Raw genomic sequence first — 21,178 nt, 5'->3', positions numbered from 1 at the left:
GCATTAAACAACAAAATAACGTTGCTTAATGCGTTATCGTCTCGCCAACCGATGTTGACAAAGAACCATAAATTTGTTTTTTTGATTCGGTGTATGGTTTAATCACCGTTTCTTTTTTTGAATTAAAAACTTTAAAAATAACTTTATTTAATTAAATTTGAATAACAACGTTTCGTAGCTATTTGTTAATACAACGCTTCATTGCGATGGACTTTTACAAAATGATAAAATGGGAATATGTAAGGGTTTTTATAAAGGGGGGCTACAATTGAATTTTCGTCAAATCAGTGAGCAATCGTTCATGATTTATTTTAAATCCGAAATAAGTGAAGATGTCTTTGAAAATGTTAATTTTGTGGTTGATTATCTTCGTTCAAAAAAACATCCATATATACAAGAAGTTGTGCCGTCTTATCGAGCAATTTTAGTTTATTTTGATGGTATCCGTATTACTTTTGAAACATTAATTGAAGAACTTGAACTCAATCAACTGAATTATAATCATGAACATAACGCACAAGGGCAGCGTAGAATTATTAATTTACCTGTGCTATATGGAGGGAAATGGGGACCTGACATAGACGTCGTTGCTGCCCATAACCAATTGTCAATAGAGCAAGTAATTCAATATCATACTGAAGCATTTTATCTCGTTTATATGATTGGCTTTATGCCAGGCTTTCCGTTTTTAGGAGGATTGAACAAGAAGCTCCATACTCCGAGAAAAGAAGAGCCAAGAATTAAAATAAAAGCGGGATCAGTCGGTATTGCAAATAATCAAACAGGTCTGTATCCTTCAGATTCTCCCGGTGGGTGGCAAATTATAGGAAGAACACCTATTGATGTTTTTAATCCCCATAGGGATCCTAAAATATTGTATAAACCTGGAGATAAAATAAAATTTTATTCCATTAATGAGGAAAAATTCCTGCATGTACAAAAAAATGTACAAAAAAATCAGCTAGATTATGATGAATGGGTGATGATTGAAGATGTCGATTAAAATATTAAAGCCCGGATTATTTACCACAGTTCAAGATATGGGACGTTATAGTCATCAGTTTGAAGGGTATTCACCTGCTGGTGTATTAGATCGGCCGAGTTATGAAATATTAAATACTTTATTAGAAACGGAAAACCAACCCGCACTTGAAGTGACAATGATTGGACCTAAAATCAAGTTTTTAAGAAGAAATTTAATGGCATTAACAGGAGCACAATTTTCAGCTACTTTAAATAACGAACCTATTCCTCACCAAACAGTAATTAAGGTAGAAAAGGGCGACGTACTCGATGTAGGAAAAGTAGAAAAAGGAATGCGAGGCTATATCGGGTTTGCTGAAATATTAGATATCCCAAAAGTCGAAGGGAGCTATTCTACACATACTCGGACACGAATTGGTGGCTATAAAGGGCGTCAATTAAAGGAAAATGATATTTTGAAAACCATGCCAGGTCGTATAGATCTCAGTTTAATCGGGCGTTCAAGTGATTACTCTAGTTTTAATAAAGCAAGACACTTACCGATCGGCATCATGGATGGACCACAACTTGAATCTTTTACAAGACGAACAATTAAGGAGATTGAGCAATTTGAATTCAAAATTTCAGAAAGTTCAGACCGAATGGGCTATCGTTTAAAAGGGCAATCGATTCAACCCTTCCAAAGCGCCGATATTATTTCTGAACCTGTTGCATTAGGTAGTGTTCAAGTGCCTAAAGATGGCAATCCAATTATTTTATTAAATGACAGACAGACGGTTGGCGGGTACACAAAAATTGGTACTGTCATTGATTGTGACATCGTTGATATTGCACAAAAACAACCTGGAGAAACAATAAAATTTGAATGGATCACATTTAATGAAGCTAACGAAATTTTAGCAAGAAAGCGACGTAAGCTTGATGACGCAAAAGCTAAAATTCGTAAACAACCGCAACGTTTCTTAAAAAACATTCGACCTACACAGCAAAAAATTAAAACTGTTCTTAAAGGAGATCAATTACCATGGATTTAAAACAAATCGAACAAACATTAAACTTGTTAAATCATTACGGTGCGAAACACTTTAAATATAAAGATGATGATATTGAACTTGAATTGGACTTGTTTACTAATACTAACGGTCAATCAATTGAACAATTTGACGCTTCTCCATTACAAGTAGCTCAAAACACAAATGAGAATGTACAAAAGCAAGAAGAAAATGAATCAAAAGCGATTCGCTCACAAATGATAGGAACATTCTATTTGCAAGATGAAAAAGAATTAACTAAACCCGTTATTAAAGTTGGCGACAAAGTCAATAAAGGAGATATTATCGGCTACATTGAAGCGATGAAAGTTATGAATGAAGTTACTGCTGATGAGGATGGAGAAATCCAAGAAATTTTAATTGGCCACGGTGAGAATGTCGAATTTAATCAAGCAATTGTAACTTTAAAATAATGGGGGGTGAAAGCATGTATCGTGTATTAGTTGCAAATAGAGGAGAAATAGCGGTACGTATTATAAGAGCGCTTAGAGAAATGGGGATGGAGTCTGTCGCGATTTATGCCGTTGGTGATGAAGATAGTTTGCATGTGAAACTCGCTGATGACGCCGTCTGCATCGGGCAGCCTAATCCACTTGATAGTTATTTGCATATTCGTAAAATCTTGTCAGCCGCAGAAGTTACAAATGCAAATGCAATTCATCCGGGCTATGGCTTCTTATCTGAAAGCCCAGTTTTTGCTGAAAAAGTAGAAAGCGAAGGCCTCTATTTTATTGGCCCTACTAAAGAAACAATGAAATTAATGGGAGATAAAATTACTGCGAGACAAACCGTTGACCAAGCAGGCGTGCCAGTCATTCCTGGTTCAAAATCGTCTGTAGAAGATATTGAAGAAATTGAAAAACTTGCAGAAGAAATTGGTTATCCACTTGTTATTAAAGCGGCAAGTGGTGGAGGCGGTAAAGGTATTCGCATTGTTAAAGACGAATCTCAATTAGAACGCGCATTTAAAGAAGCCAAAAGCGAAGGTAATAAATATTTTAACGATGATCGTGTTTATGTTGAGGCATTTATCCCTGTAGCAAAACATGTTGAAGTTCAAGTTTTAGGTGATGGACAAGGACAATATATCCATTTAGGCGAGAGAGATTGCTCTGTACAAAGAAAAAACCAAAAACTGATTGAAGAATCGCCATGTAGCGCTTTAAGTGATGAAAAAAGAGAAAAGATTTGTAATGATGCTGTCAAAGTAGCTCAAGCTGCTCAATATAGAAGTGCAGGAACGATTGAGTTTCTCGTTACGGAGGATGCTTATTACTTTATTGAAATGAATGCACGTATTCAAGTCGAGCATACAGTGACTGAAATGCGTACGGATATTGATCTAGTTCGCCAACAATTATTAATAATGAAGAACGGTCAACTCGATTTAAATCAGGAAGATATTTCGTTTAAAGGCCATGTCATAGAAGCAAGAATTAACGCTGAAGATCCTGAAAAAGGGTTCCGTCCGACACCGGGTACAGTTCAACGCCTTCATTTCCCTCATGGCTTCAATATACGAGTTGACTCGCTTTTATACAGCGGTTATACTGTATCTTCATATTACGATTCACTTGTAGCTAAAGTCATAGTCAAAGGTGAATCTAGACAACATGCGATTGAAAAATTAAAAGTAACATTAGATGAACTCGTTATAGATGGTTTTAGTACGACTGCAGACTTTTTATATGCATTACTTTCGTATCCGCCATATTTTGAAGGAGATGCAAAAGAAGTAGATATTAAATTTTTAGACCGACATAACATATTTAAGGAGGCCACTGAAAATGAAAATTGATTTAAACTGTGATTTAGGTGAAAGCTTTGGTAATTACAAAATTGGTAACGATCAATCTGTCATACCTTTAATTACATCTGCAAATATTGCATGTGGTTTTCATGCGGGTGATGAAAATGTTATGGCTGAAACAGTTAAACTTGCCAAACAAAATCATGTAGGTATCGGTGCACATCCAGGTTTTCCTGACTTGCAGGGTTTTGGTCGTCGAAACTTAGACATGTCATTAAAGGAAATTTTTAATATGGTGGTCTATCAAGTTGGTGCCTTAAAAACTTTTTGCGACATTCAAGGCGTCAAACTTAATCATGTGAAACCACATGGGGCTTTATATCAAATGGCTTCTAGAAATGCAGACATCGCAAAGGCGATTGCTTCTGCAATCCATCAAATAGACCCAAAATTATATTTAATGGGGCTCTCAAATTCTATTTTGATTGAGGAGGGAAGAAAGCAAGGATTAAATGTGGCTTCTGAAGTTTTTGCCGATCGTAGATATGAGAATGACGGCCAATTAGTCAGTCGTAAAAAGGAAGGCGCCGTTATCGAAGATTCACATGAGGCTATTGAACAAGTTTTACAAATGGTTAAAGAAGGTACTGTTAAAACGATTTCAGGTGAAATAATAGATATCAAAGCAGATACTATTTGTGTCCACGGGGATGGTGCTCATGCACTGGATTTCGTTAAACAAATTCGATCGCATCTCTCAGATGAAAATGTTGATATCAATACATTAGGGGGTTAATAAATGAATAAAGATCCAAATCAAATTGAGAATAATGAAAGTTTTCAATTCACAAAAACACATAAGAGACTGTTGTTAGGCTCTGTATTTTTAATGGCTACTTCTGCAATTGGGCCTGCCTTTTTAACGCAAACTGCTGTATTTACACAACAATTTATGGCGAGTTTCGCTTTTGCAATATTGCTCTCTATCATTATAGATATCGGTGCACAAATTAATATTTGGCGTATCCTTGTTGTGACTGGTTATCGTGGCCAAGAAATTGCGAATGAAGTTATTAAAGGATTAGGAACTTTCATCTCAATATTAATTGCTATAGGGGGATTAGCATTTAATATTGGAAACATTGCTGGTGCTGGATTAGGACTTAATGCTATTTTTGGACTCGATGTTAGAGTAGGTTCAGCGGTTACAGCTGCCATCGCGATATTAGTGTTTATCTCAAAAAATGGTCAAAAGATTATGGACGTTGTGACAATGATATTAGGTGTCGTGATGATTGCGACTGTTGCATATGTCATGGTGCAGTCTCATCCGCCTTATCTTGATGCAGCAAAACATATGATTTTACCTGAAAATCCTTCGTCACTCGTATTACCTATCATTACATTGGTCGGGGGTACCGTTGGGGGATATATTACATTTGCTGGTGCGCATCGAATATTAGATGCAGGTATTAAAGGAGAAAATTATTTACCTTTTGTGAACCGTTCGGCAATAACAGGTATCCTCACAACAGGTGTGATGAGAGCGCTCTTGTTTTTAGCTGTTTTAGGTGTCGTGGTTACTGGTGTGACATTGAATCAAGATAATCCACCAGCTTCAGTTTTCGAACATGCAGTAGGACCGATTGGAAAAAATATTTTCGGTGTTGTTCTCTTTGCTGCTGCGATGTCATCTGTTATTGGATCTGCATATACAAGTACAACTTTCATAAAAACATTACATCATAAAATTAAAACTTATGATAACTATGTTGTTGTAGCCTTCATAGTTATTTCTACTTTGATATTCTTATTTATTGGTAAACCTGTAAAATTACTGATTATTGCAGGTGCACTTAATGGATTAATTCTTCCAATTGTATTGGGAACAATTTTGATTGCTTCAAAAAATAAACGAATCGTAGGTGACTATAAACACCCAACTTGGATGCTTATATTTGGGATTGTAGCAGTTGTCGTTACCATTTTTACAGGGTTTTTCTCTTTACAAGGTTTAGCAGCTTTATGGAATCAATAAGATTGGATTTAAAATCTGAGGTTATAAGAAAATGTTTCAAAATTAGGATACGATGATTTTAATACAATCTTTGCAAACAAGTGTTAACAGGATGACAAATGTCACCCTGTTTTTTTATATATTTATGTTCAAACAGTCCTACTCATCTTTGCCGGGGCGGGACGACGAAATCGTTTTGATTTCTGTCCCGCGTGATATGTTTTCAATCATCCATAAAAGCGCAGTAGATGAGTGGACGCTTCTTCGCTTTCAAGCTCGAACAGTCCTACTCATCCTTGCCGGGGCGGGACGACGAAATCGTTTTGATTTCTGTCCCGCTCCCATTTTTTTATTATGAAGTTGTAGGTCTAAGTGTGATAAAATAGCAAAGGTAAGGTATCGGATGTGTGAGGATAGTTAGGGTGTTGCATTTTATAGATGTGTATTTCTTGTTTTGAATTAATGGCACTTTACTAGATACAATGATGAGAATTGTGTAAACTATGCGACATCCTAAATTTATAAGCAACTTAAACTTTTATAATTAAAATTATACCTTTTATCGATTAAATAGTAATAATTCAACATGTGTAACAGGAGGAAATATTATGATTGGCATTATTGGTGCTATGGAAGAAGAAATAGAAATTTTAAAATCTAAGATGGTGGGGTTAGAAGAGATCAAAATCGCACACACTGTTTTCTATAAAGGCTTTTTAAATGACAAAGAGATTATTTTAACACAAAGCGGAATTGGTAAAGTCAATGTTGCTATCTCAACGGCATTATTAATCAACGAATTTAAACCATCGTATATTATAAATACTGGATCAGCAGGTGCACTTCAACCTGGCTTGTCATTAGGGGATGTTGTCATTAGTTCGGAGGTGGCATATCATGATGCTGATGCACGCGCTTTTGGTTATGAAATAGGGCAAATACCTGGCATGCCAGCAACGTACAAAGCGGATCAAGAATTATTTGAAAAAGTAGATAAAGTTTTAAAATCTTTAAGCCAAAATGGTAAAGAAGGCCTTATTGTATCGGGAGATAGCTTTATTGGTACCAACGCGCAACGTCAAACAATTTTAGCTTCATTCCCACATGCTTTAGCAGCTGAAATGGAAGCTGCAGCCATCGCTCAAACGTGTTTCCAATTTAATACGCCATTTATCATTACACGTGCAATATCTGATTTAGCAGATGAAGAAGCAGGAATGACTTTTGAAGCATTTTTAAAAGTAGCCTCACAGTCTTCAAGCAAAATGGTTAGTGAATTAGTCAAAGAATTATAAACAAAGCGCTTTTAAGAAGATATTGTGTTATAATACTACGAATGAAGTATTTTAAAATGGAGGATTATAATGGGTATTATCAAGCGATTATTTTTGCCTAACCAATATGTCAAATCAATTCATGAAATCGACTTTGACGAATTACACGCACTAAATATTAAAGGTGTCATTACAGATTTAGATAATACATTAGTAGGTTGGGATGAAGCAGATCCCACACCTAAAGTTCAGGAATGGTTTAAAGGCCTTGAAGATAGAAACATGAAAGTAACGATTGTTTCTAATAATAATGAAAAAAGAGTGAAATCTTTTTGCCAAAACTTAAATGTAGATTATATTTTTAAAGCTAAAAAACCACGTGGAAAATCTCTAAGACGTGCAACACATCAAATGGGGTTAGAGAAAGATACGGTCGTAGTCATTGGAGATCAAATGTTAACAGATGTATTTGGTGGGAATCGCAGTGGTTTATATACAATTATGGTTGTCCCAGTTAAAAATTCAGATGGATTTATCACTAAGTTTAACCGGCTATTAGAGAGACGCTTATTAAATCATTTCAAGCGAAAAGGTTATATTAAATGGGAGGAATCTTAATTGACTGAAACTTTAAAGTGTATCGGTTGTGGTGCAGTCCTACAATCGACTGACCCTCAAAAACCTGGTTACGTCCCAAAAGCAAGCATGGGAAAAGAAGACGTCATTTGTCGACGTTGTTTCCGCTTAAAGAACTACAATGAGGTTCAAGATGTCGGTATGGATAGTGATGATTTTCTTGAATTATTGAATAGCCTATCGAACAAACCTGGAATTGTAGTTAATTTAGTAGATGTGTTTGATTTTGAAGGTTCGTTTATTAATGCAATTAAAAGAATTGTAGGAAATAAAAAAATTATTTTAGCAGCGAATAAAGTTGATTTATTACCAAAACAAATTAATAAGCGTCGTGTAACGGAGTGGTTACGAAAATCTGCTAAAAATTATGGCTTATATCCTGAAGATGTATGTCTCATTTCTGCACATAAAGGGTTCGGTATTGATGAACTTCTCCAAACGATTGAAAAGCATCGTGACGGGCAAGATGTGTATATTGTTGGCACAACAAATGTCGGGAAATCGACATTGATTAATCGCTTAATAGAACAAAGCGTAGGAGAAAAAGATGTTGTCACAACATCTAAAGTACCAGGTACAACACTTGATATGATAGATATCCCAATTGATGATCAAAGTGACATGTATGATACACCAGGTATTATACAGGCACATCAAATGACACATTTTGTAACAACAAAAGAGCTCAATATCATTATGCCTAAAAAAGAAATTAAACAGCGCGTTTATCAACTCAATGAATTACAAAGCTTGTTTATTGGAGGGTTGGCTCGTGTCGATTATTTAAAAGGAGGAAAACGACCTCTAGTTTGTTATTTTTCTAACGAGCTTCACATCCACAGAACTAAGCTAGAAAAAGCTGATCAATTATGGAAAACTCAACTTGGTTCACTATTAACACCACCGTCCCAACCTCAAGACTTTGATTTTGAACAACTCAATACGATTCATTTGAATACAGGAAATGAGAAAAAAGACATCATGATTTCTGGTTTAGGCTTCGTTACCGTTGACGCTGGTGCAGAGTTAGATGTGACGGTTCCTAAAAATGTTGAAGTGACATTAAGACCTTCCATTATGTAAGGAGTGAGCATGTATGAAATTTGCAGTTATCGGGCATCCAATCGACCATTCTTTATCACCCATCATGCATCAGACAAATTTTAAAAGTTTAAATTTAAACGATCAATATGAAGCGCTTAATATTCCAGAACAGGATTTTCACCATATTAAAGATATCATTTCCGAAAGAGATTTAGATGGTTTTAATGTCACTATTCCTCATAAAGAGCGTATCATCTCTTTTTTAGATTCACTTACTGAAGAGGCGCAAGCAATTGGTGCAGTGAACACTGTTCAAATTATCAATAATCAGTGGATTGGGCACAATACTGATGGCCTCGGCTTTGTTAAAGGATTGCAATCAAAATATGGAGATTTAAGTGACGCACAAATCCTTATCTTAGGTGCAGGTGGGGCGAGTAAGGGAATCGCGTATGCATTAAAAAAAGTATGCAAACTTCCAATTACGGTTGCCAATAGGACAATGGCACGCTTTGACAGTTGGAAATTTGATGTGCTTAAGTATACTTTGAATGAGGTTCATCCTCTATTGGAGACATTTGATATTATTATTAATACAACGCCAGTAGGCATGCATCAATCTACTGATAGTATCATTACTTTTCAAAAATTAAAGCCTAGTGTACTTGTATGTGACATCATTTATAACCCTTTACAAACTTCATTTTTAAAGCAAGCTGCTCAAAAAGGGTATAGGATATACAATGGTTTGGATATGTTTGTTTTTCAAGGCGCAGAAAGTTTTAAGATTTGGACGGGCCTAGAAAGTAACATTTCAGAAATGAGACAAGCTGTACTAAAGAAATTAAATGACACGAATTAATAAGGAGGCTATTATGGCGTTAACAGGAAAACAAAAGAGATATTTAAGGAGTCAAGCACATCATGTTGACCCTACATTTCAAATTGGAAAATCAGGTATAAATGAAAATATGATTGTTCAAATTAAAGATATTCTTGAAAAACGAGAATTAATTAAAATTCATATTTTACAAAATAATTTAGAAGATAAGGCCACACTTGCAGAAACAATAGCAAATGAAACTCAAAGTGAATTGGTTCAACTGATTGGATCTATGATTGTTCTTTATAAGGAATCTAAAGAAAATAAAACGATTGAACTCCCTTAATATGAAAAAAATCGTTATTTATGGAGGACAGTTTAATCCAATTCACAGTGGTCACGAGATGGTTGCGAGCGAGGTGAATGACCAGATTAGACCGGATGCGTTTTATTTTATACCGAGTTACATGTCGCCTTTAAAGACACCGACCGGTTTAATCGATGTCAAACATCGTTTAAAAATGGTCGAACTTGTCATTCAAAATCTGGGATTTGGCACACTTCGTTTAGACGAAATACATCGTAAAGGAAAAAGTTACACTTACGATACATTAGTCGCAATTAAAAATGAAGAGCCAGACGCGCAACTCTATTTTGTAATTGGCACTGACCAATATGAACAATTAGACAAGTGGTATAAAATTGAGGAATTAAAGAAAATCGTTACTTTTATTGTTGTTAATAGAGGCTATCCAATCCAATCACAATCAGAATCTATCCAACCGATTGATATTCCTAATATCGAAATCAGCTCAACTGAAATTCGTGAACGTTGTAAGCAAGACAAAACGATTCATATGTGGGTACCGTTAAATGTCGAACAGTATATTTTTAAGGAGGGGTTATATGGATCAAGCGTTTGCAATTGAATTGGTTAAGCAAAAGTTACCTAAAAAAAGATTCGAACATTCAATGCGTGTTGCAGAAACAGCTGTTAAATTAGCAGATATTTATGAAGGGGATAAAGAAAAAGCGGAATTAGCAGGTATTTTACATGATTTTTGTAAATATGACGACCTCAGCTTTTTATATCAAAAAGTGACGCGCTATCAGTTAGATCACGAGCTTTTAGGTTATGGTTCTGAGATTTTACACGGTCCTGTTTGTGCGGCATTGATGAAACATCAATATGGTCTAAACGATAAAGAAATTTTATTAGCAATCTATAATCATACAACAGGTCGTAAAAAAATGACGAAAACTGAAAAACTAGTGTTTATCGCTGACTATATCGAACCTGGACGTAAAACACCCGGTGTAGATGAAATACGCGATATGGTCTATAATGGTGTAGGCTTAGATAGAACAATATATGAAATATCCAAACGTACAGTATTGTATCTTGTGAACAAAGATGTTAATGTTTTTCAATCAACTATTGATTGTCTTAATTATTACAATTTAAACGACTCTAATTAAAGGATGATTCAATGAACGTAAAAGACTTACTCATGTTAGCTGTTAAAGCTGCAGACGATAAAAAAGGCGAAGATATTATCTCACTTAATATGCATGGCATTTCTGATATTGTAGATTACTTTGTTGTTTGTCATGGAAACAATGAAAGACAAGTTCAAGCTATCGCAAGAGCTGTTAAAGAACAAGCGGAAGAACAAGGCGTTACAGTGAAACGTATAGAAGGTTTCAATGAAGGCCGATGGATTTTAATTGATTTAGCAGATGTTGTTGTTCATGTTTTCCATAAAGATGAACGCAGTTATTACAATTTAGAAAAACTTTATCAAGATGTAGAAATGATGGGATATAAAGAGGTTATGAGTTCATAATGCAATATGAGAATTTAAGTGTATTTTATGATCGATTAACTGATGATCAGCCTTATGATAAATGGCTTGCCATTATAAAGGATACGCTTCATGCCGCTCAAGCTCATTCCATCTTAGATATTGGTTGCGGGACTGGTAATTTAACACAGTTTTTACCACAACTAGCGACCGAGGTAGTAGGAATGGATTTAAGTCCTGAGATGATAGCACGTGCACAGCAAAAATCTGAACATGTAAACTGGATACAAGGAGATATGACAGCATTTAACTTAAATCGCCAATTTGATTTAGTGACGATTCTTTGTGACAGTTTAAATTACGTTGTAGAAGAAGCGGATGTAATGGCAACTTTTAATCATGTCTTCCATCATCTCAAACAACAAGGAAGTTTTATCTTTGATGTGCACAGTATTTATAAAATGGATACACAGTTCAACCAACAAGTTTATTTAGATGATCGTGAAGACTTAACGCTCGTATGGCAAACCGAAACTGGCGAATTACCTCATAGTGTTTGGCATGATTTAACATTTTTCATCCGAACAGAAGACGGTCAATATTTAAGAAGAGATGAATCACAGTTTCAACGGACGTTAGAAAAAGCCCAGTATATAGAAATGCTTAAAGCAGTTGGTTTTAAAGATATTGAAACATTTTATGATTTCGATTATAGTAATAAAAATAGTGAGAGTGATCGACTCTTTTTTATAGCAAAAAAATAGAAGTAAAACCATCCCTCTTTGCGTGTAAATAAACGCAAGGAGGTTTTTTATGCGATCTACACAACATGTTTTTGATTTGCTTAAGCACTATAAGATTCACTTATGTCTATGTATTTCTTCATTAATCATTATTCTTTGTTCTATATTCTTTTTTACGGGATTTGACAGCAAAGAATCAAAAGATGTTATATCTCTGCCACATCAAAGTGATTTGATAGAGTCAAGTGTTGGGAAAGATAAGCAATCCAAGCCAAATGAACAGACGATGCCTTCAACCGTCATAGTCGATATAAAAGGTGCAATAAAGCATGCGGGAACATACGAAATGAAACCTAACGCGCGTATAAAGGATTTATTGGATAAAGCTCAGCCACTTAAGAACGCAGATTTATCAACGGTTAATTTAGCCGAAAAGTTACGTGATCAAAAGATGATTTATATTCCAACTGTTAACGATAAACAACAAGTTGGGGCACATGCTGAATCATTAGGTAAAGAGCATGAGACTTCAGATTCAAATCAACTCATTAATTTAAATACAGCAGAAGAAAAAGACTTGACCCAAGTTCCTGGAATTGGACCTTCGAAAGCCCAAACAATCATTAAATATAGAGAAGAACACAATGGCTTTAATGCTGTTGATGAATTGAAAGAAATTAAAGGTATCGGTGATAAAACGTTTGAATAATGAAAAGACCCCAGCTTTTGACATTTTAGATGTATTTTTCAAGTCAAAGCGCCTCTTTTATTCAGTGTGTAGAGAAATCTGCACATCGTGACAGTACGACTGTCCAACAAAGAAATTGAATTGCTTGAAAACCCTAAAGCCTGCTTGACCACAACGTAGAGATAATCAAACTCAAGCGTGAAGGTTGCGAAACTGCAGAAAAAATAAGCAGGATGACATAAGGTTAAAACCTAAGTGTTTTTACAATGGGCAACTAGCAGCCAAGCCTAGAAATAGGAAGGTTCAACGACTATTCCTCTTGAGGGAAGTACACACAAGCGTGTGGAAGTGGTTTCGCCGTATTGGATAATGCCAACGGAAAAGATATAGTCTGTGCTTGTATGAAAATACAAGATGCACATAAAGGTGCTGACGGTGGTGTAGCGTCTACCGTTGAACAATCCAAACCTAAATAATCTCTCATAAAGTGTATGAGATCGAACCGTATAGAAACCGTTTTTATACTTTATCATTTTTGGTGAATTCATATGTAAAACCTATCTATATGCTGAAATCTCATTCAGATGTGTTATAACGGGTGATTATTGAGGTAAAACCAGAGAATCAAATCTTACTTTTCAGTCTGATTGTAGAATCTAACTAGTGAAATACTATAGAAAAAGTTATAATTTAATAAAGAATCATTGGAAATAACTTCGAGGAGTGGCTTAAATTGAAACGTATTCAATGGCATGACTATTTCATGGCACAATCACATTTACTTGCATTGAGATCAACTTGTACTCGATTATCAGTCGGTGCAACTATTATTAAAGACAATCGGATTATTGCTGGAGGCTATAATGGCTCAGTTTCAGGAGAAGTCCACTGTATTGATGAAGGTTGTTTGTTAGAAGATGGTCATTGTATTAGAACGATTCATGCAGAAATGAATGCAATATTGCAATGCGCCAAGCAAGGTGTCTCAACAGATGGGGCTACAATTTACGTGACGCATTTTCCATGCTTAAATTGCACAAAATCTATAATTCAAGCCGGAATCAAAACCGTTTATTATGCCGAAGATTACCATAATCATCCCTATGCAATCCAGTTATTAAAGCAATCTGGAATTAATTTTGAAAAGATCGACTTTAATGCTCAAACTATTGCTAATTATCTTCTTAATACAAAATGACCTATCTCTTATTATGCTATATTATTGGTCAAATCGCTTATCATCATTTAATGGCTGCGCTTTTTCTATTTTTCATTATATTAATTACTATGTATAGGAAAAGAAAAAACAAATTATTGATGGTGATCAGTTTTTTAATCGTATCGATAGGGTATGGAATTGAAAAAAAGCAACATGCGCCTTTAGAACATATTCAACCTTCCTATACTCAACAACCAAATGAGAAAAAGAACGTATTGATTCATTTTTCTTCTCTTCCTTTAATCAAGGAAGGATTACTTACGGCAAATATATCAGACTTTAATAAACAGTTAGTTTTAAAAGCGCCTTTTAAAACTAAAATCAACGTTCCAAATGCTAATTTCTTTCTGAACCATGCTTGTCCGGTGAAGGGAATATATCGTGATCCTCAACACCTTTCACAATTGGAAGTTCTTTTTGTTAAAAAAATTGATTTTAATAGATGTATAAGCATGCAACCCAAATTTAAAGACTATATCATGTATGCACGTAATAGTTTGATTGAACGCATTAGAGCGCATCATTTTATAGGCCAAGGTGAAATATTAGCAATTGCTACAGGCTCCACAGATGATATGTCTAGTGAAATCAAGGCACGAGCGAGAGACTTGGGTATATCACATTTATATGCGATTAGTGGGACACATGTGAGTATATTAATTGCGCTTTTTTATATGTTCACTAAGCGGTTACCCATTCCCATTTATGTGATTGAATCTCTATTACTTCTCTTTCTACCCTTATTCCTTATATTTGTTAATGCAAGCCCCAGTGCACAAAGAGCTGTATTAATGACAATGTTAATTTTAATACTTTCAAAATACTTTCATTTCACGTCGATACAAGCATTAGCATGTGTGTATATTTTCATGTCGTTTTTGAATATTCAATATCACAATCATCTAGGTTTTATCTATTCGTTTCTCATTAGTAGTGTTCTTATTTTGATGAAAGATCTTTTAAATAAGTATCAGTTCGTCTATTCGCTTATTTTAGCATCTGTGATTTCAATTGTTGCGGTTTTGCCAATCAACTATCTCCAATTTAATGAAATACAATGGCAGGGGATTATCAGCAATATTATCTTTATTCCACTATATAGTTTTGTCATCATCCCTTTCTCATTCATTGTAGGTCTATGTGCATTAATATATCCCTCTTTGTTATTCCTTTTTAAGCCTTTGTCGATGATTATTTTCACGATACAAAATTTCATTTTAAAAGGTTTACAACCGCTTACGCAGTATCATTTTCCCATTGCAGATTTTGGAGAAGTTGGGTTTTTAATGATTACAATCGTTACTTTTATTCTTCTTTACTTCCTTTCTAATGAAAAATATCTCTTGTTCTTTTTGACTGCTGTTTCTTTCCTATTTATAGCGACTCACTTACATCCAAATTATCCTAACCAAATGACGATTTTAGATGTTGGACAAGGCGATGCCATATTCTTCCAAAATAAAAATGGTAAAACACTCCTAATTGATACTGGCGGTTTAGCTGAACATGGGAGCATGAAAAAACAAAACTACAACATCACGGAAAAATCAACTTATCCGTTATTTAAAAAGAGGGGTATTCATCATGTTGATTATTTAATTATCACTCATGATCATAATGATCATTTAGGCGAACTTGCGCATATTTCAAAGTATATCAAAATCAAAAATATTATTATTAATCCTTCTCATTTTAACCAAGAAAAGTTGCAATGGATTCAAAATATTGCGAAAAGCCAACATACAAAATTACTGTCCTATAAAGACATTTCTTTTATCGATTTAGGCGCATTTAAATTTACTCTATTGGATACAAATATTGAAAACAGTGCTGACCCAAATGAACATTCAATCATTACTTTAGCATCGATTGATCAAACCCATATCTTACTAATGGGGGATGCTACAGAAAAAAATGAACTGAAGCTACTCGCTAATTATCGCTTACCGAAAATTCAAATCTTAAAGGTAGGACATCATGGAAGTCAAACGAGTTCATCAACATCCTTTATCAATGAAATACGACCTCAAATCGCACTGATATCAGCAGGTAGAAATAATGTCTATCATTTGCCACATCCAACTACTATTCAAAAGCTAAGGGCCATTCATGCAAAAGTATATAACACCGCTGATAATCATCATATAAATATCGAATTTAATGATAAAGGTAAGACATCGTATCAAATTCATACTGAGAAAGCTTCATAAATAGGAATCACCTTTACTTTTCATGATATAATGTATAAATACGATTGAGAAATAAGAGAGGAAGTATATGTATGTCAAACATTCACGTCATTCATGGGGAAGTCCCTGAGTTAATAGACCGCGAAACATATCAACTCACCGATCATTATCTTGATAATGAACCTAAGGATGATTTTAATTATGTAAAGTATAATTTATATGAGGTCAATATTCATACAATTATCGAAGAAGCTTTGACACTTCCGCTATTTTCAAATAAAAAAGTGATTGTTGTTCAAAATAGTTTCGTTTTTACAGGAGAAAAACCACCTAAAGATTACATTGCTCATACAGATGCGTTACAAGCATTTATAGAAAAATACGATGGGGAAGCTTTACTGATATTTCAAGTCCAATCAGCGAAATTAGATGAGAGAAAGAAGCTTGTAAAAACTTTAAAAAAGCATGCATCAATTAAAAAAATTGAACAAATGTCAGAACAAGAAATGTTGAATTGGATTAAAACGTATCTAAATACATCTTATAAGGAAATTAAACAAGATGCATTAGAGCACTTATTATCATTAACAGGCGTACAATATCGTGTTATAAAACAAGAGCTTGATAAGTTGCTATTATTTGTAGGAGAGCGCCCCGTCATAAATAAAGACGATATACAAATGATTGTTAATAGAAGTCTTGAGCAAAATGTTTTTCTATTAACCGAATATATTCAAAAAGGTCAAAAGGATAAGGCAATTCAACTCATTAAAGATTTAATTCAGCTTAAAGAAGAACCTATTAAATTATTAGCACTTATCACTAGTAATTATCGATTGTATTATCAAACCAAAATTTTGAGTCAAAAAGGTTATTCTGGGCAACAAATTGCTAAAACTGTTGGTGCACACCCTTATCGAGTTAAATTAGCACTCAACCAAGTTAAAAGATATCAATTAGAATCATTATTATCGATTATTGATCGATGCACTGAAACAGATTATAAACTTAAGTCTTCCTATATGGATAAAGTTTTAATTTTAGAATTATTTATACTTAGCTTGTAGCGTATGGCGATTAGTTCCGCGACACTCTCAAATAGTTATGTGCTACGGTGCGTTTTCTTCATTCAACTTTTTATGGCGAACCACATTACATTTTAAGTGTTTATTTAATCAACCGTTAATATTTTTCTAATGGTTGATTAAATGACTAAGATTTTGTTGCAAAAAAATAAGGTTGAGACATTGGTAAGTCTCAACCTATGAAAGTTATTAAATTAATGAAATTAGCAATAAATAACCACATTAATGCTTAATAAAAGCTTTTAATGATTAATGCTAGAGGGAACGAATGTCCCACACTCATAATCTATAACTTTCAAACAAATATTGAATTATTTTGCTGACATCAATTTAGATTTCATTCTATCAGCTTTGTTAGAATGAATTAAATTCTTTTGAGCAGCTTTATCAATACGTTTAATTGCATTGCTTACTAATTCTTGTTTATTATCGGCATTTGTCTCAATAGCTTTTTTAGCATTTTTGACTGCAGAACGCATATCATTCTTTTGAGAAATGTTTTTGCTTTCAGCTGTATGAGTTGTTCTCACACGTTTAATTGCAGATTTAATATTGGGCATGAAAGACACCTCCTATAATCATCTTGGTATCAAAATAATTTGATTACAACAAGATTCATTCTATCAAAACTCAAATCAATGTGCAACGATTAATTCAAGTGTAGCTGTATTTTTTGATAATTCAATAAAAACTCACGAAATATAAGGCCTATTCAGGATTGTTTAAGAAAATAGGTTATAATAGAAATATTAACATTAAACACCTCTAGACTCAGTTGCATTTATAACTTAAAAACGTTATTATAGCAAAGATGTAATCGTTAATTGACGGGTAATTTTATGAAAGTGAGTATGATGATATGGATAATCAAGAACGTTTAAATAGACGTAAATATATCAGGAATTTTTCGATCATAGCACATATAGATCACGGAAAATCCACTTTAGCAGATCGTATACTGGAAAATACGAAAACAGTAGAATCTCGCGAAATGCAAGCACAGCTATTAGATTCAATGGATTTAGAACGCGAACGTGGGATCACAATTAAATTAAATGCAGTTCGCTTAAAATATGAAGCCAATGATGGTGAAACTTATACTTTCCATCTTATTGATACACCAGGTCACGTCGACTTTACTTATGAAGTCTCTCGCTCTCTTGCTGCGTGTGAAGGTGCGATTTTAGTCGTTGACGCTGCTCAAGGAATAGAGGCACAAACATTAGCGAATGTATATTTAGCATTGGATAATGACTTAGAGCTTATTCCTGTTATTAATAAAATAGATTTACCTGCCGCAGAACCTGAACGCGTCAAACAAGAAGTAGAAGACGTCATCGGTTTAGATAAAGACGATGCAGTATTAGCAAGTGCAAAATCAAACATAGGTATAGATGAAATCTTAGAAAAAATTGTTGAAATGGTACCACCACCAGATGGTGACCCTAGTGCACCTTTAAAAGCTTTAATCTTCGACTCAGAGTATGATCCATATAGAGGGGTTATTTCATCTATTAGAGTCGTTGACGGTGTCGTTAAAGCAGGCGACCGCATTCAGATGATGGCGACAGGAAAAACATTCGAAGTGACTGAAGTCGGAATTAATACACCAAAAGAATTGCCTGTAGACGAATTAACAGTAGGCGATGTAGGTTATATTATTGCAAGCATTAAAAATGTAGACGATTCTCGAGTTGGGGATACTATCACACATGCGGAAAACCCTGCTGAGACACCATTAAAAGGGTATAAGAAAATGAATCCGATGGTTTATTGTGGCTTATTCCCAATTGATAATAAAGATTATAATGATTTACGTGAAGCATTAGAAAAATTACAACTTAATGATGCTTCTCTTGAATTTGAGCCCGAATCATCAAAGGCACTCGGTTTCGGTTATCGAACTGGATTTTTAGGTATGTTACACATGGAAATTATTCAAGAACGAATTGAACGAGAATTTGGAATTGAATTGATTGCGACAGCGCCTTCAGTTATTTACACTGTGGTATTGAGAAATGGTGATCAGCTACAAGTCGACAACCCAGCTCAAATGCCAGAGAGAGATCAAATTGATAAAATATATGAACCTTATGTAAGAGCAACAATGATGGTACCAAACGATTACGTAGGTGCAGTTATGGAATTATGTCAACGTAAACGTGGTCAATTTATCAACATGGATTATTTAGATGATATACGTGTAAATATTGTATACGAACTTCCACTATCTGAAGTCGTATTTGATTTCTTCGATCAACTCAAATCAAATACTAAAGGATACGCGTCATTTGATTATGAGTTTATCGAAAATAAAGAAAGTAACCTTGTTAAAATGGATATCCTTTTAAACGGAGATAAAGTTGATGCTTTAAGTTTTATCGTTCACCGTGATTTTGCATATGCACGAGGTAAAGTTTTAGTTGAAAAATTAAAAACGCTTATTCCGCGTCAACAATTTGAAGTGCCTGTTCAAGCTGCAATTGGACATAAAATTGTGGCGCGTACAAATATTAAGTCAATGGGTAAAAACGTGCTATCTAAATGTTATGGTGGCGACATTAGTCGTAAACGTAAATTATTAGAAAAACAAAAAGCAGGAAAAGCGAAAATGAAAGCAGTAGGTAATGTTGAAATACCTCAAGACGCTTTCTTAGCCGTATTAAAAATGGATGAAGAATAAAATTTTGTTATATGCTCCCCATACATTAAGGTGTTTAGGGGGCATATTTTATGGGGTGACATGATGATAGTGAAAAGTGCATATATTCATATTCCTTTTTGCGTTAAAATCTGTACTTATTGTGATTTCAATAAATATTTCATTCAAAATCAACCAGTTGATGCTTATTTACAATGCTTAAGAGAGGAAATAAAGCAATCAAATGCCTCTACATTAGAGACTTTGTTCGTGGGCGGAGGGACCCCTACAGCTTTGTCAGTAGAGCAACTCACATACCTATTAGAAACGATTCAACAACAATTTAAAATTTTAGGAGAATACACTTTTGAGGCTAACCCAGATGAATTAACGGCTGAAAAAGTAGCTTTACTCAAATCATATGGGGTAAATCGTTTGTCACTTGGTGTCCAAACGTTTGATGATGATTTACTCAAAACTTTAGGGCGTAGTCATCAAAAATCCGATATTTATCAAGCGGTTGAAAATGCAAGATATTATGACATTCCATCTATTAGTTTAGATTTGATGTATCATTTGCCGGGTCAAACTTTAAAACAATTTCAAACTAGTCTTGATGAAGCTTTATCTTTGAATATTGATCATTTATCAAGTTATGGACTTATTTTAGAACCTCAGACCCAATTTTATAACCAATATCGAAAAGGAAAGTTAAAGCTTCCTAATGAAGATATTGGTGCTGAAATGTATAATTTCTTGATGAATCGAATCAAAAAAAGTGAATTACACCAATATGAAATCTCTAATTTCGCAAAAGACAATCATGAATCTGCACATAATAAAGTTTATTGGAAAAATGAAAGTTATTATGGGTTTGGTGCTGGCGCAAGTGGCTATATTGACGGGATTAGATATACAAATGTAAATCCCGTTAATCATTATATTAAAAAAGTCAACCAAGGTTTGAAACCAAGGTTATCTGAAACAGAACCTACTGAACAAGAACAGATTGAAGAAGAAATGTTTTTAGGACTTAGAATGAACCAAGGTGTCAATAAAGATACATTCCAAATGAAGTATCAACGACGTTTAGAAGACGTATATTCTAAAGAAATTTTAAAATTGGAAAAACAAGGACTCATTGAAAATTCACCTACGGAAATAAAGCTTACAGATAAAGGTCGAATAGTAGGAAATGAAGTCTTTGAAGCATTTATACAGGTGTAAA

General features: G+C 34.3%; 21 protein-coding genes and 1 pseudogene. 21 read left to right on the top strand and 1 reads right to left on the bottom strand.

From position 1 onward, the window contains the following. Positions 1 to 268 precede the first annotated feature (268 nt). From pxpB to holA, 19 genes and pseudogenes are all read left to right on the top strand, one after another. Positions 269 to 1,003 carry a 5-oxoprolinase subunit PxpB gene (gene pxpB, locus C1H58_RS05090; RefSeq protein WP_165545538.1) on the top strand — a complete coding sequence of 245 codons (735 nt, stop codon included), beginning with the start codon at positions 269 to 271 and terminating at the stop codon, positions 1,001 to 1,003. Continuing rightward, positions 993 to 2,018: a 5-oxoprolinase subunit C family protein gene (locus C1H58_RS05085; RefSeq protein WP_165545537.1), complete on the top strand. Its 1,026-nt coding sequence runs from the start codon at positions 993 to 995 to the stop codon at positions 2,016 to 2,018. Before pxpB ends, C1H58_RS05085 begins: the two co-directional genes overlap by 11 nt. Continuing rightward, positions 2,009 to 2,449 carry a biotin/lipoyl-containing protein gene (locus C1H58_RS05080; RefSeq protein ID WP_165545536.1) on the top strand — a complete coding sequence of 147 codons (441 nt, stop codon included), beginning with the start codon at positions 2,009 to 2,011 and terminating at the stop codon, positions 2,447 to 2,449. Before C1H58_RS05085 ends, C1H58_RS05080 begins: the two co-directional genes overlap by 10 nt. Before the next feature lie 14 nt (positions 2,450 to 2,463). Further along, positions 2,464 to 3,834, top strand: coding sequence for an acetyl-CoA carboxylase biotin carboxylase subunit (locus C1H58_RS05075; RefSeq protein ID WP_165545535.1), 1,371 nt, complete (start codon positions 2,464 to 2,466; stop codon positions 3,832 to 3,834). Then, positions 3,824 to 4,582: a 5-oxoprolinase subunit PxpA gene (gene pxpA, locus C1H58_RS05070; protein ID WP_165545534.1), complete on the top strand. Its 759-nt coding sequence runs from the start codon at positions 3,824 to 3,826 to the stop codon at positions 4,580 to 4,582. Before C1H58_RS05075 ends, pxpA begins: the two co-directional genes overlap by 11 nt. 3 nt (positions 4,583 to 4,585) lie before the next feature. Then, entirely contained in the window at positions 4,586 to 5,824 is a 1,239-nt protein-coding gene (locus C1H58_RS05065; protein ID WP_165545533.1) for an NRAMP family divalent metal transporter, read from the top strand. A gap of 587 nt (positions 5,825 to 6,411) precedes the next feature. Further along, the gene (locus tag C1H58_RS05060; protein ID WP_165545532.1) at positions 6,412 to 7,098 is read left to right on the top strand and encodes a 5'-methylthioadenosine/adenosylhomocysteine nucleosidase; all 687 of its coding nucleotides are present in this window, start codon (positions 6,412 to 6,414) and stop codon (positions 7,096 to 7,098) included. Between the two features lie 69 nt (positions 7,099 to 7,167). Continuing rightward, positions 7,168 to 7,695, top strand: a complete 528-nt coding sequence (locus tag C1H58_RS05055; RefSeq protein WP_165545531.1) for a YqeG family HAD IIIA-type phosphatase — start codon at positions 7,168 to 7,170, stop codon at positions 7,693 to 7,695. Then, on the top strand, positions 7,696 to 8,796 hold the full coding sequence (gene yqeH / locus C1H58_RS05050) for a ribosome biogenesis GTPase YqeH (protein WP_050330766.1): 1,101 nt from the start codon (positions 7,696 to 7,698) through the stop codon (positions 8,794 to 8,796). It begins immediately after the preceding gene. Between the two features lie 13 nt (positions 8,797 to 8,809). Beyond that, positions 8,810 to 9,619, top strand: coding sequence for a shikimate dehydrogenase (gene aroE / locus C1H58_RS05045; protein WP_165545530.1), 810 nt, complete (start codon positions 8,810 to 8,812; stop codon positions 9,617 to 9,619). Positions 9,620 to 9,632: 13 nt separating this feature from the next. Further along, positions 9,633 to 9,926, top strand: a complete 294-nt coding sequence (yhbY, locus tag C1H58_RS05040; RefSeq protein ID WP_050330768.1) for a ribosome assembly RNA-binding protein YhbY — start codon at positions 9,633 to 9,635, stop codon at positions 9,924 to 9,926. A 1-nt stretch (position 9,927) separates the two neighbouring features. Next, positions 9,928 to 10,509, top strand: coding sequence for a nicotinate (nicotinamide) nucleotide adenylyltransferase (nadD, locus tag C1H58_RS05035; protein ID WP_165545529.1), 582 nt, complete (start codon positions 9,928 to 9,930; stop codon positions 10,507 to 10,509). Continuing rightward, positions 10,487 to 11,067: pseudogene (gene yqeK, locus C1H58_RS05030) on the top strand (bis(5'-nucleosyl)-tetraphosphatase (symmetrical) YqeK); the annotation flags it as partial. The gene nadD and the pseudogene yqeK, both read left to right, overlap by 23 nt. Before the next feature lie 3 nt (positions 11,068 to 11,070). Further along, complete coding sequence (rsfS, locus tag C1H58_RS05025) at positions 11,071 to 11,427, top strand: ribosome silencing factor (protein WP_016425228.1); 357 nt, start codon at positions 11,071 to 11,073, stop codon at positions 11,425 to 11,427. Next, positions 11,424 to 12,149, top strand: coding sequence for a class I SAM-dependent DNA methyltransferase (locus C1H58_RS05020; protein ID WP_241415585.1), 726 nt, complete (start codon positions 11,424 to 11,426; stop codon positions 12,147 to 12,149). The genes rsfS and C1H58_RS05020 overlap by 4 nt, the downstream gene beginning before the upstream one ends. 49 nt (positions 12,150 to 12,198) lie before the next feature. Further along, positions 12,199 to 12,837, top strand: coding sequence for a helix-hairpin-helix domain-containing protein (locus C1H58_RS05015; RefSeq protein ID WP_165545526.1), 639 nt, complete (start codon positions 12,199 to 12,201; stop codon positions 12,835 to 12,837). 712 nt (positions 12,838 to 13,549) lie between these two features. Then, complete coding sequence (locus C1H58_RS05010) at positions 13,550 to 14,014, top strand: ComE operon protein 2 (RefSeq protein ID WP_165545525.1); 465 nt, start codon at positions 13,550 to 13,552, stop codon at positions 14,012 to 14,014. 89 nt (positions 14,015 to 14,103) lie between these two features. Continuing rightward, on the top strand, positions 14,104 to 16,245 hold the full coding sequence (locus C1H58_RS05005) for a DNA internalization-related competence protein ComEC/Rec2 (protein ID WP_242681001.1): 2,142 nt from the start codon (positions 14,104 to 14,106) through the stop codon (positions 16,243 to 16,245). A 71-nt stretch (positions 16,246 to 16,316) separates the two neighbouring features. Further along, a complete protein-coding gene (gene holA, locus C1H58_RS05000; RefSeq protein WP_165545523.1) occupies positions 16,317 to 17,291 on the top strand; it encodes a DNA polymerase III subunit delta in 975 nt (324 codons plus the stop codon). Between the two features lie 329 nt (positions 17,292 to 17,620). On the opposite strand, the gene rpsT is transcribed toward holA, so the two are convergent. Continuing rightward, positions 17,621 to 17,869, bottom strand: coding sequence for a 30S ribosomal protein S20 (rpsT, locus tag C1H58_RS04995; RefSeq protein ID WP_016425221.1), 249 nt, complete (start codon positions 17,867 to 17,869; stop codon positions 17,621 to 17,623). A gap of 299 nt (positions 17,870 to 18,168) precedes the next feature. Between rpsT and lepA the strand changes: the two genes are divergently transcribed. Further along, the gene (gene lepA, locus C1H58_RS04990; RefSeq protein ID WP_050330776.1) at positions 18,169 to 19,992 is read left to right on the top strand and encodes a translation elongation factor 4; all 1,824 of its coding nucleotides are present in this window, start codon (positions 18,169 to 18,171) and stop codon (positions 19,990 to 19,992) included. A gap of 63 nt (positions 19,993 to 20,055) precedes the next feature. Then, on the top strand, positions 20,056 to 21,177 hold the full coding sequence (gene hemW, locus C1H58_RS04985; RefSeq protein WP_060829833.1) for a radical SAM family heme chaperone HemW: 1,122 nt from the start codon (positions 20,056 to 20,058) through the stop codon (positions 21,175 to 21,177). Position 21,178 lies beyond the last annotated feature (1 nt).

Origin of the sequence: Staphylococcus sp. 191 (genome assembly GCF_011174885.1) — a bacterium.
GTDB lineage: Bacteria > Bacillota > Bacilli > Staphylococcales > Staphylococcaceae > Staphylococcus > Staphylococcus coagulans.
The sequence above is the reverse complement of the archived record's forward strand: the minus strand, read 5'-3'. Positions and strand labels throughout refer to the sequence as shown.

What these genes read in the sequence shown, in the direction of transcription:
- C1H58_RS05085 (WP_165545537.1), top strand. Translation starts at nt 993, where the DNA reads ATGTCGATTAAAATATTAAAGCCCGGATTATTTACCACAGTTCAAGAT.
- C1H58_RS05080 (WP_165545536.1), top strand. Translation starts at nt 2,009, where the DNA reads ATGGATTTAAAACAAATCGAACAAACATTAAACTTGTTAAATCATTAC.
- C1H58_RS05075 (WP_165545535.1), top strand. Translation starts at nt 2,464, where the DNA reads ATGTATCGTGTATTAGTTGCAAATAGAGGAGAAATAGCGGTACGTATT.
- pxpA (WP_165545534.1), top strand. Translation starts at nt 3,824, where the DNA reads ATGAAAATTGATTTAAACTGTGATTTAGGTGAAAGCTTTGGTAATTAC.
- C1H58_RS05065 (WP_165545533.1), top strand. Translation starts at nt 4,586, where the DNA reads ATGAATAAAGATCCAAATCAAATTGAGAATAATGAAAGTTTTCAATTC.
- C1H58_RS05060 (WP_165545532.1), top strand. Translation starts at nt 6,412, where the DNA reads ATGATTGGCATTATTGGTGCTATGGAAGAAGAAATAGAAATTTTAAAA.
- C1H58_RS05055 (WP_165545531.1), top strand. Translation starts at nt 7,168, where the DNA reads ATGGGTATTATCAAGCGATTATTTTTGCCTAACCAATATGTCAAATCA.
- aroE (WP_165545530.1), top strand. Translation starts at nt 8,810, where the DNA reads ATGAAATTTGCAGTTATCGGGCATCCAATCGACCATTCTTTATCACCC.
- yhbY (WP_050330768.1), top strand. Translation starts at nt 9,633, where the DNA reads ATGGCGTTAACAGGAAAACAAAAGAGATATTTAAGGAGTCAAGCACAT.
- nadD (WP_165545529.1), top strand. Translation starts at nt 9,928, where the DNA reads ATGAAAAAAATCGTTATTTATGGAGGACAGTTTAATCCAATTCACAGT.
- rsfS (WP_016425228.1), top strand. Translation starts at nt 11,071, where the DNA reads ATGAACGTAAAAGACTTACTCATGTTAGCTGTTAAAGCTGCAGACGAT.
- C1H58_RS05015 (WP_165545526.1), top strand. Translation starts at nt 12,199, where the DNA reads ATGCGATCTACACAACATGTTTTTGATTTGCTTAAGCACTATAAGATT.
- C1H58_RS05005 (WP_242681001.1), top strand. Translation starts at nt 14,104, where the DNA reads ATGTATAGGAAAAGAAAAAACAAATTATTGATGGTGATCAGTTTTTTA.
- holA (WP_165545523.1), top strand. Translation starts at nt 16,317, where the DNA reads ATGTCAAACATTCACGTCATTCATGGGGAAGTCCCTGAGTTAATAGAC.
- rpsT (WP_016425221.1), bottom strand. Translation starts at nt 17,869, where the DNA reads ATGCCCAATATTAAATCTGCAATTAAACGTGTGAGAACAACTCATACA.
- lepA (WP_050330776.1), top strand. Translation starts at nt 18,169, where the DNA reads ATGGATAATCAAGAACGTTTAAATAGACGTAAATATATCAGGAATTTT.
- hemW (WP_060829833.1), top strand. Translation starts at nt 20,056, where the DNA reads ATGATAGTGAAAAGTGCATATATTCATATTCCTTTTTGCGTTAAAATC.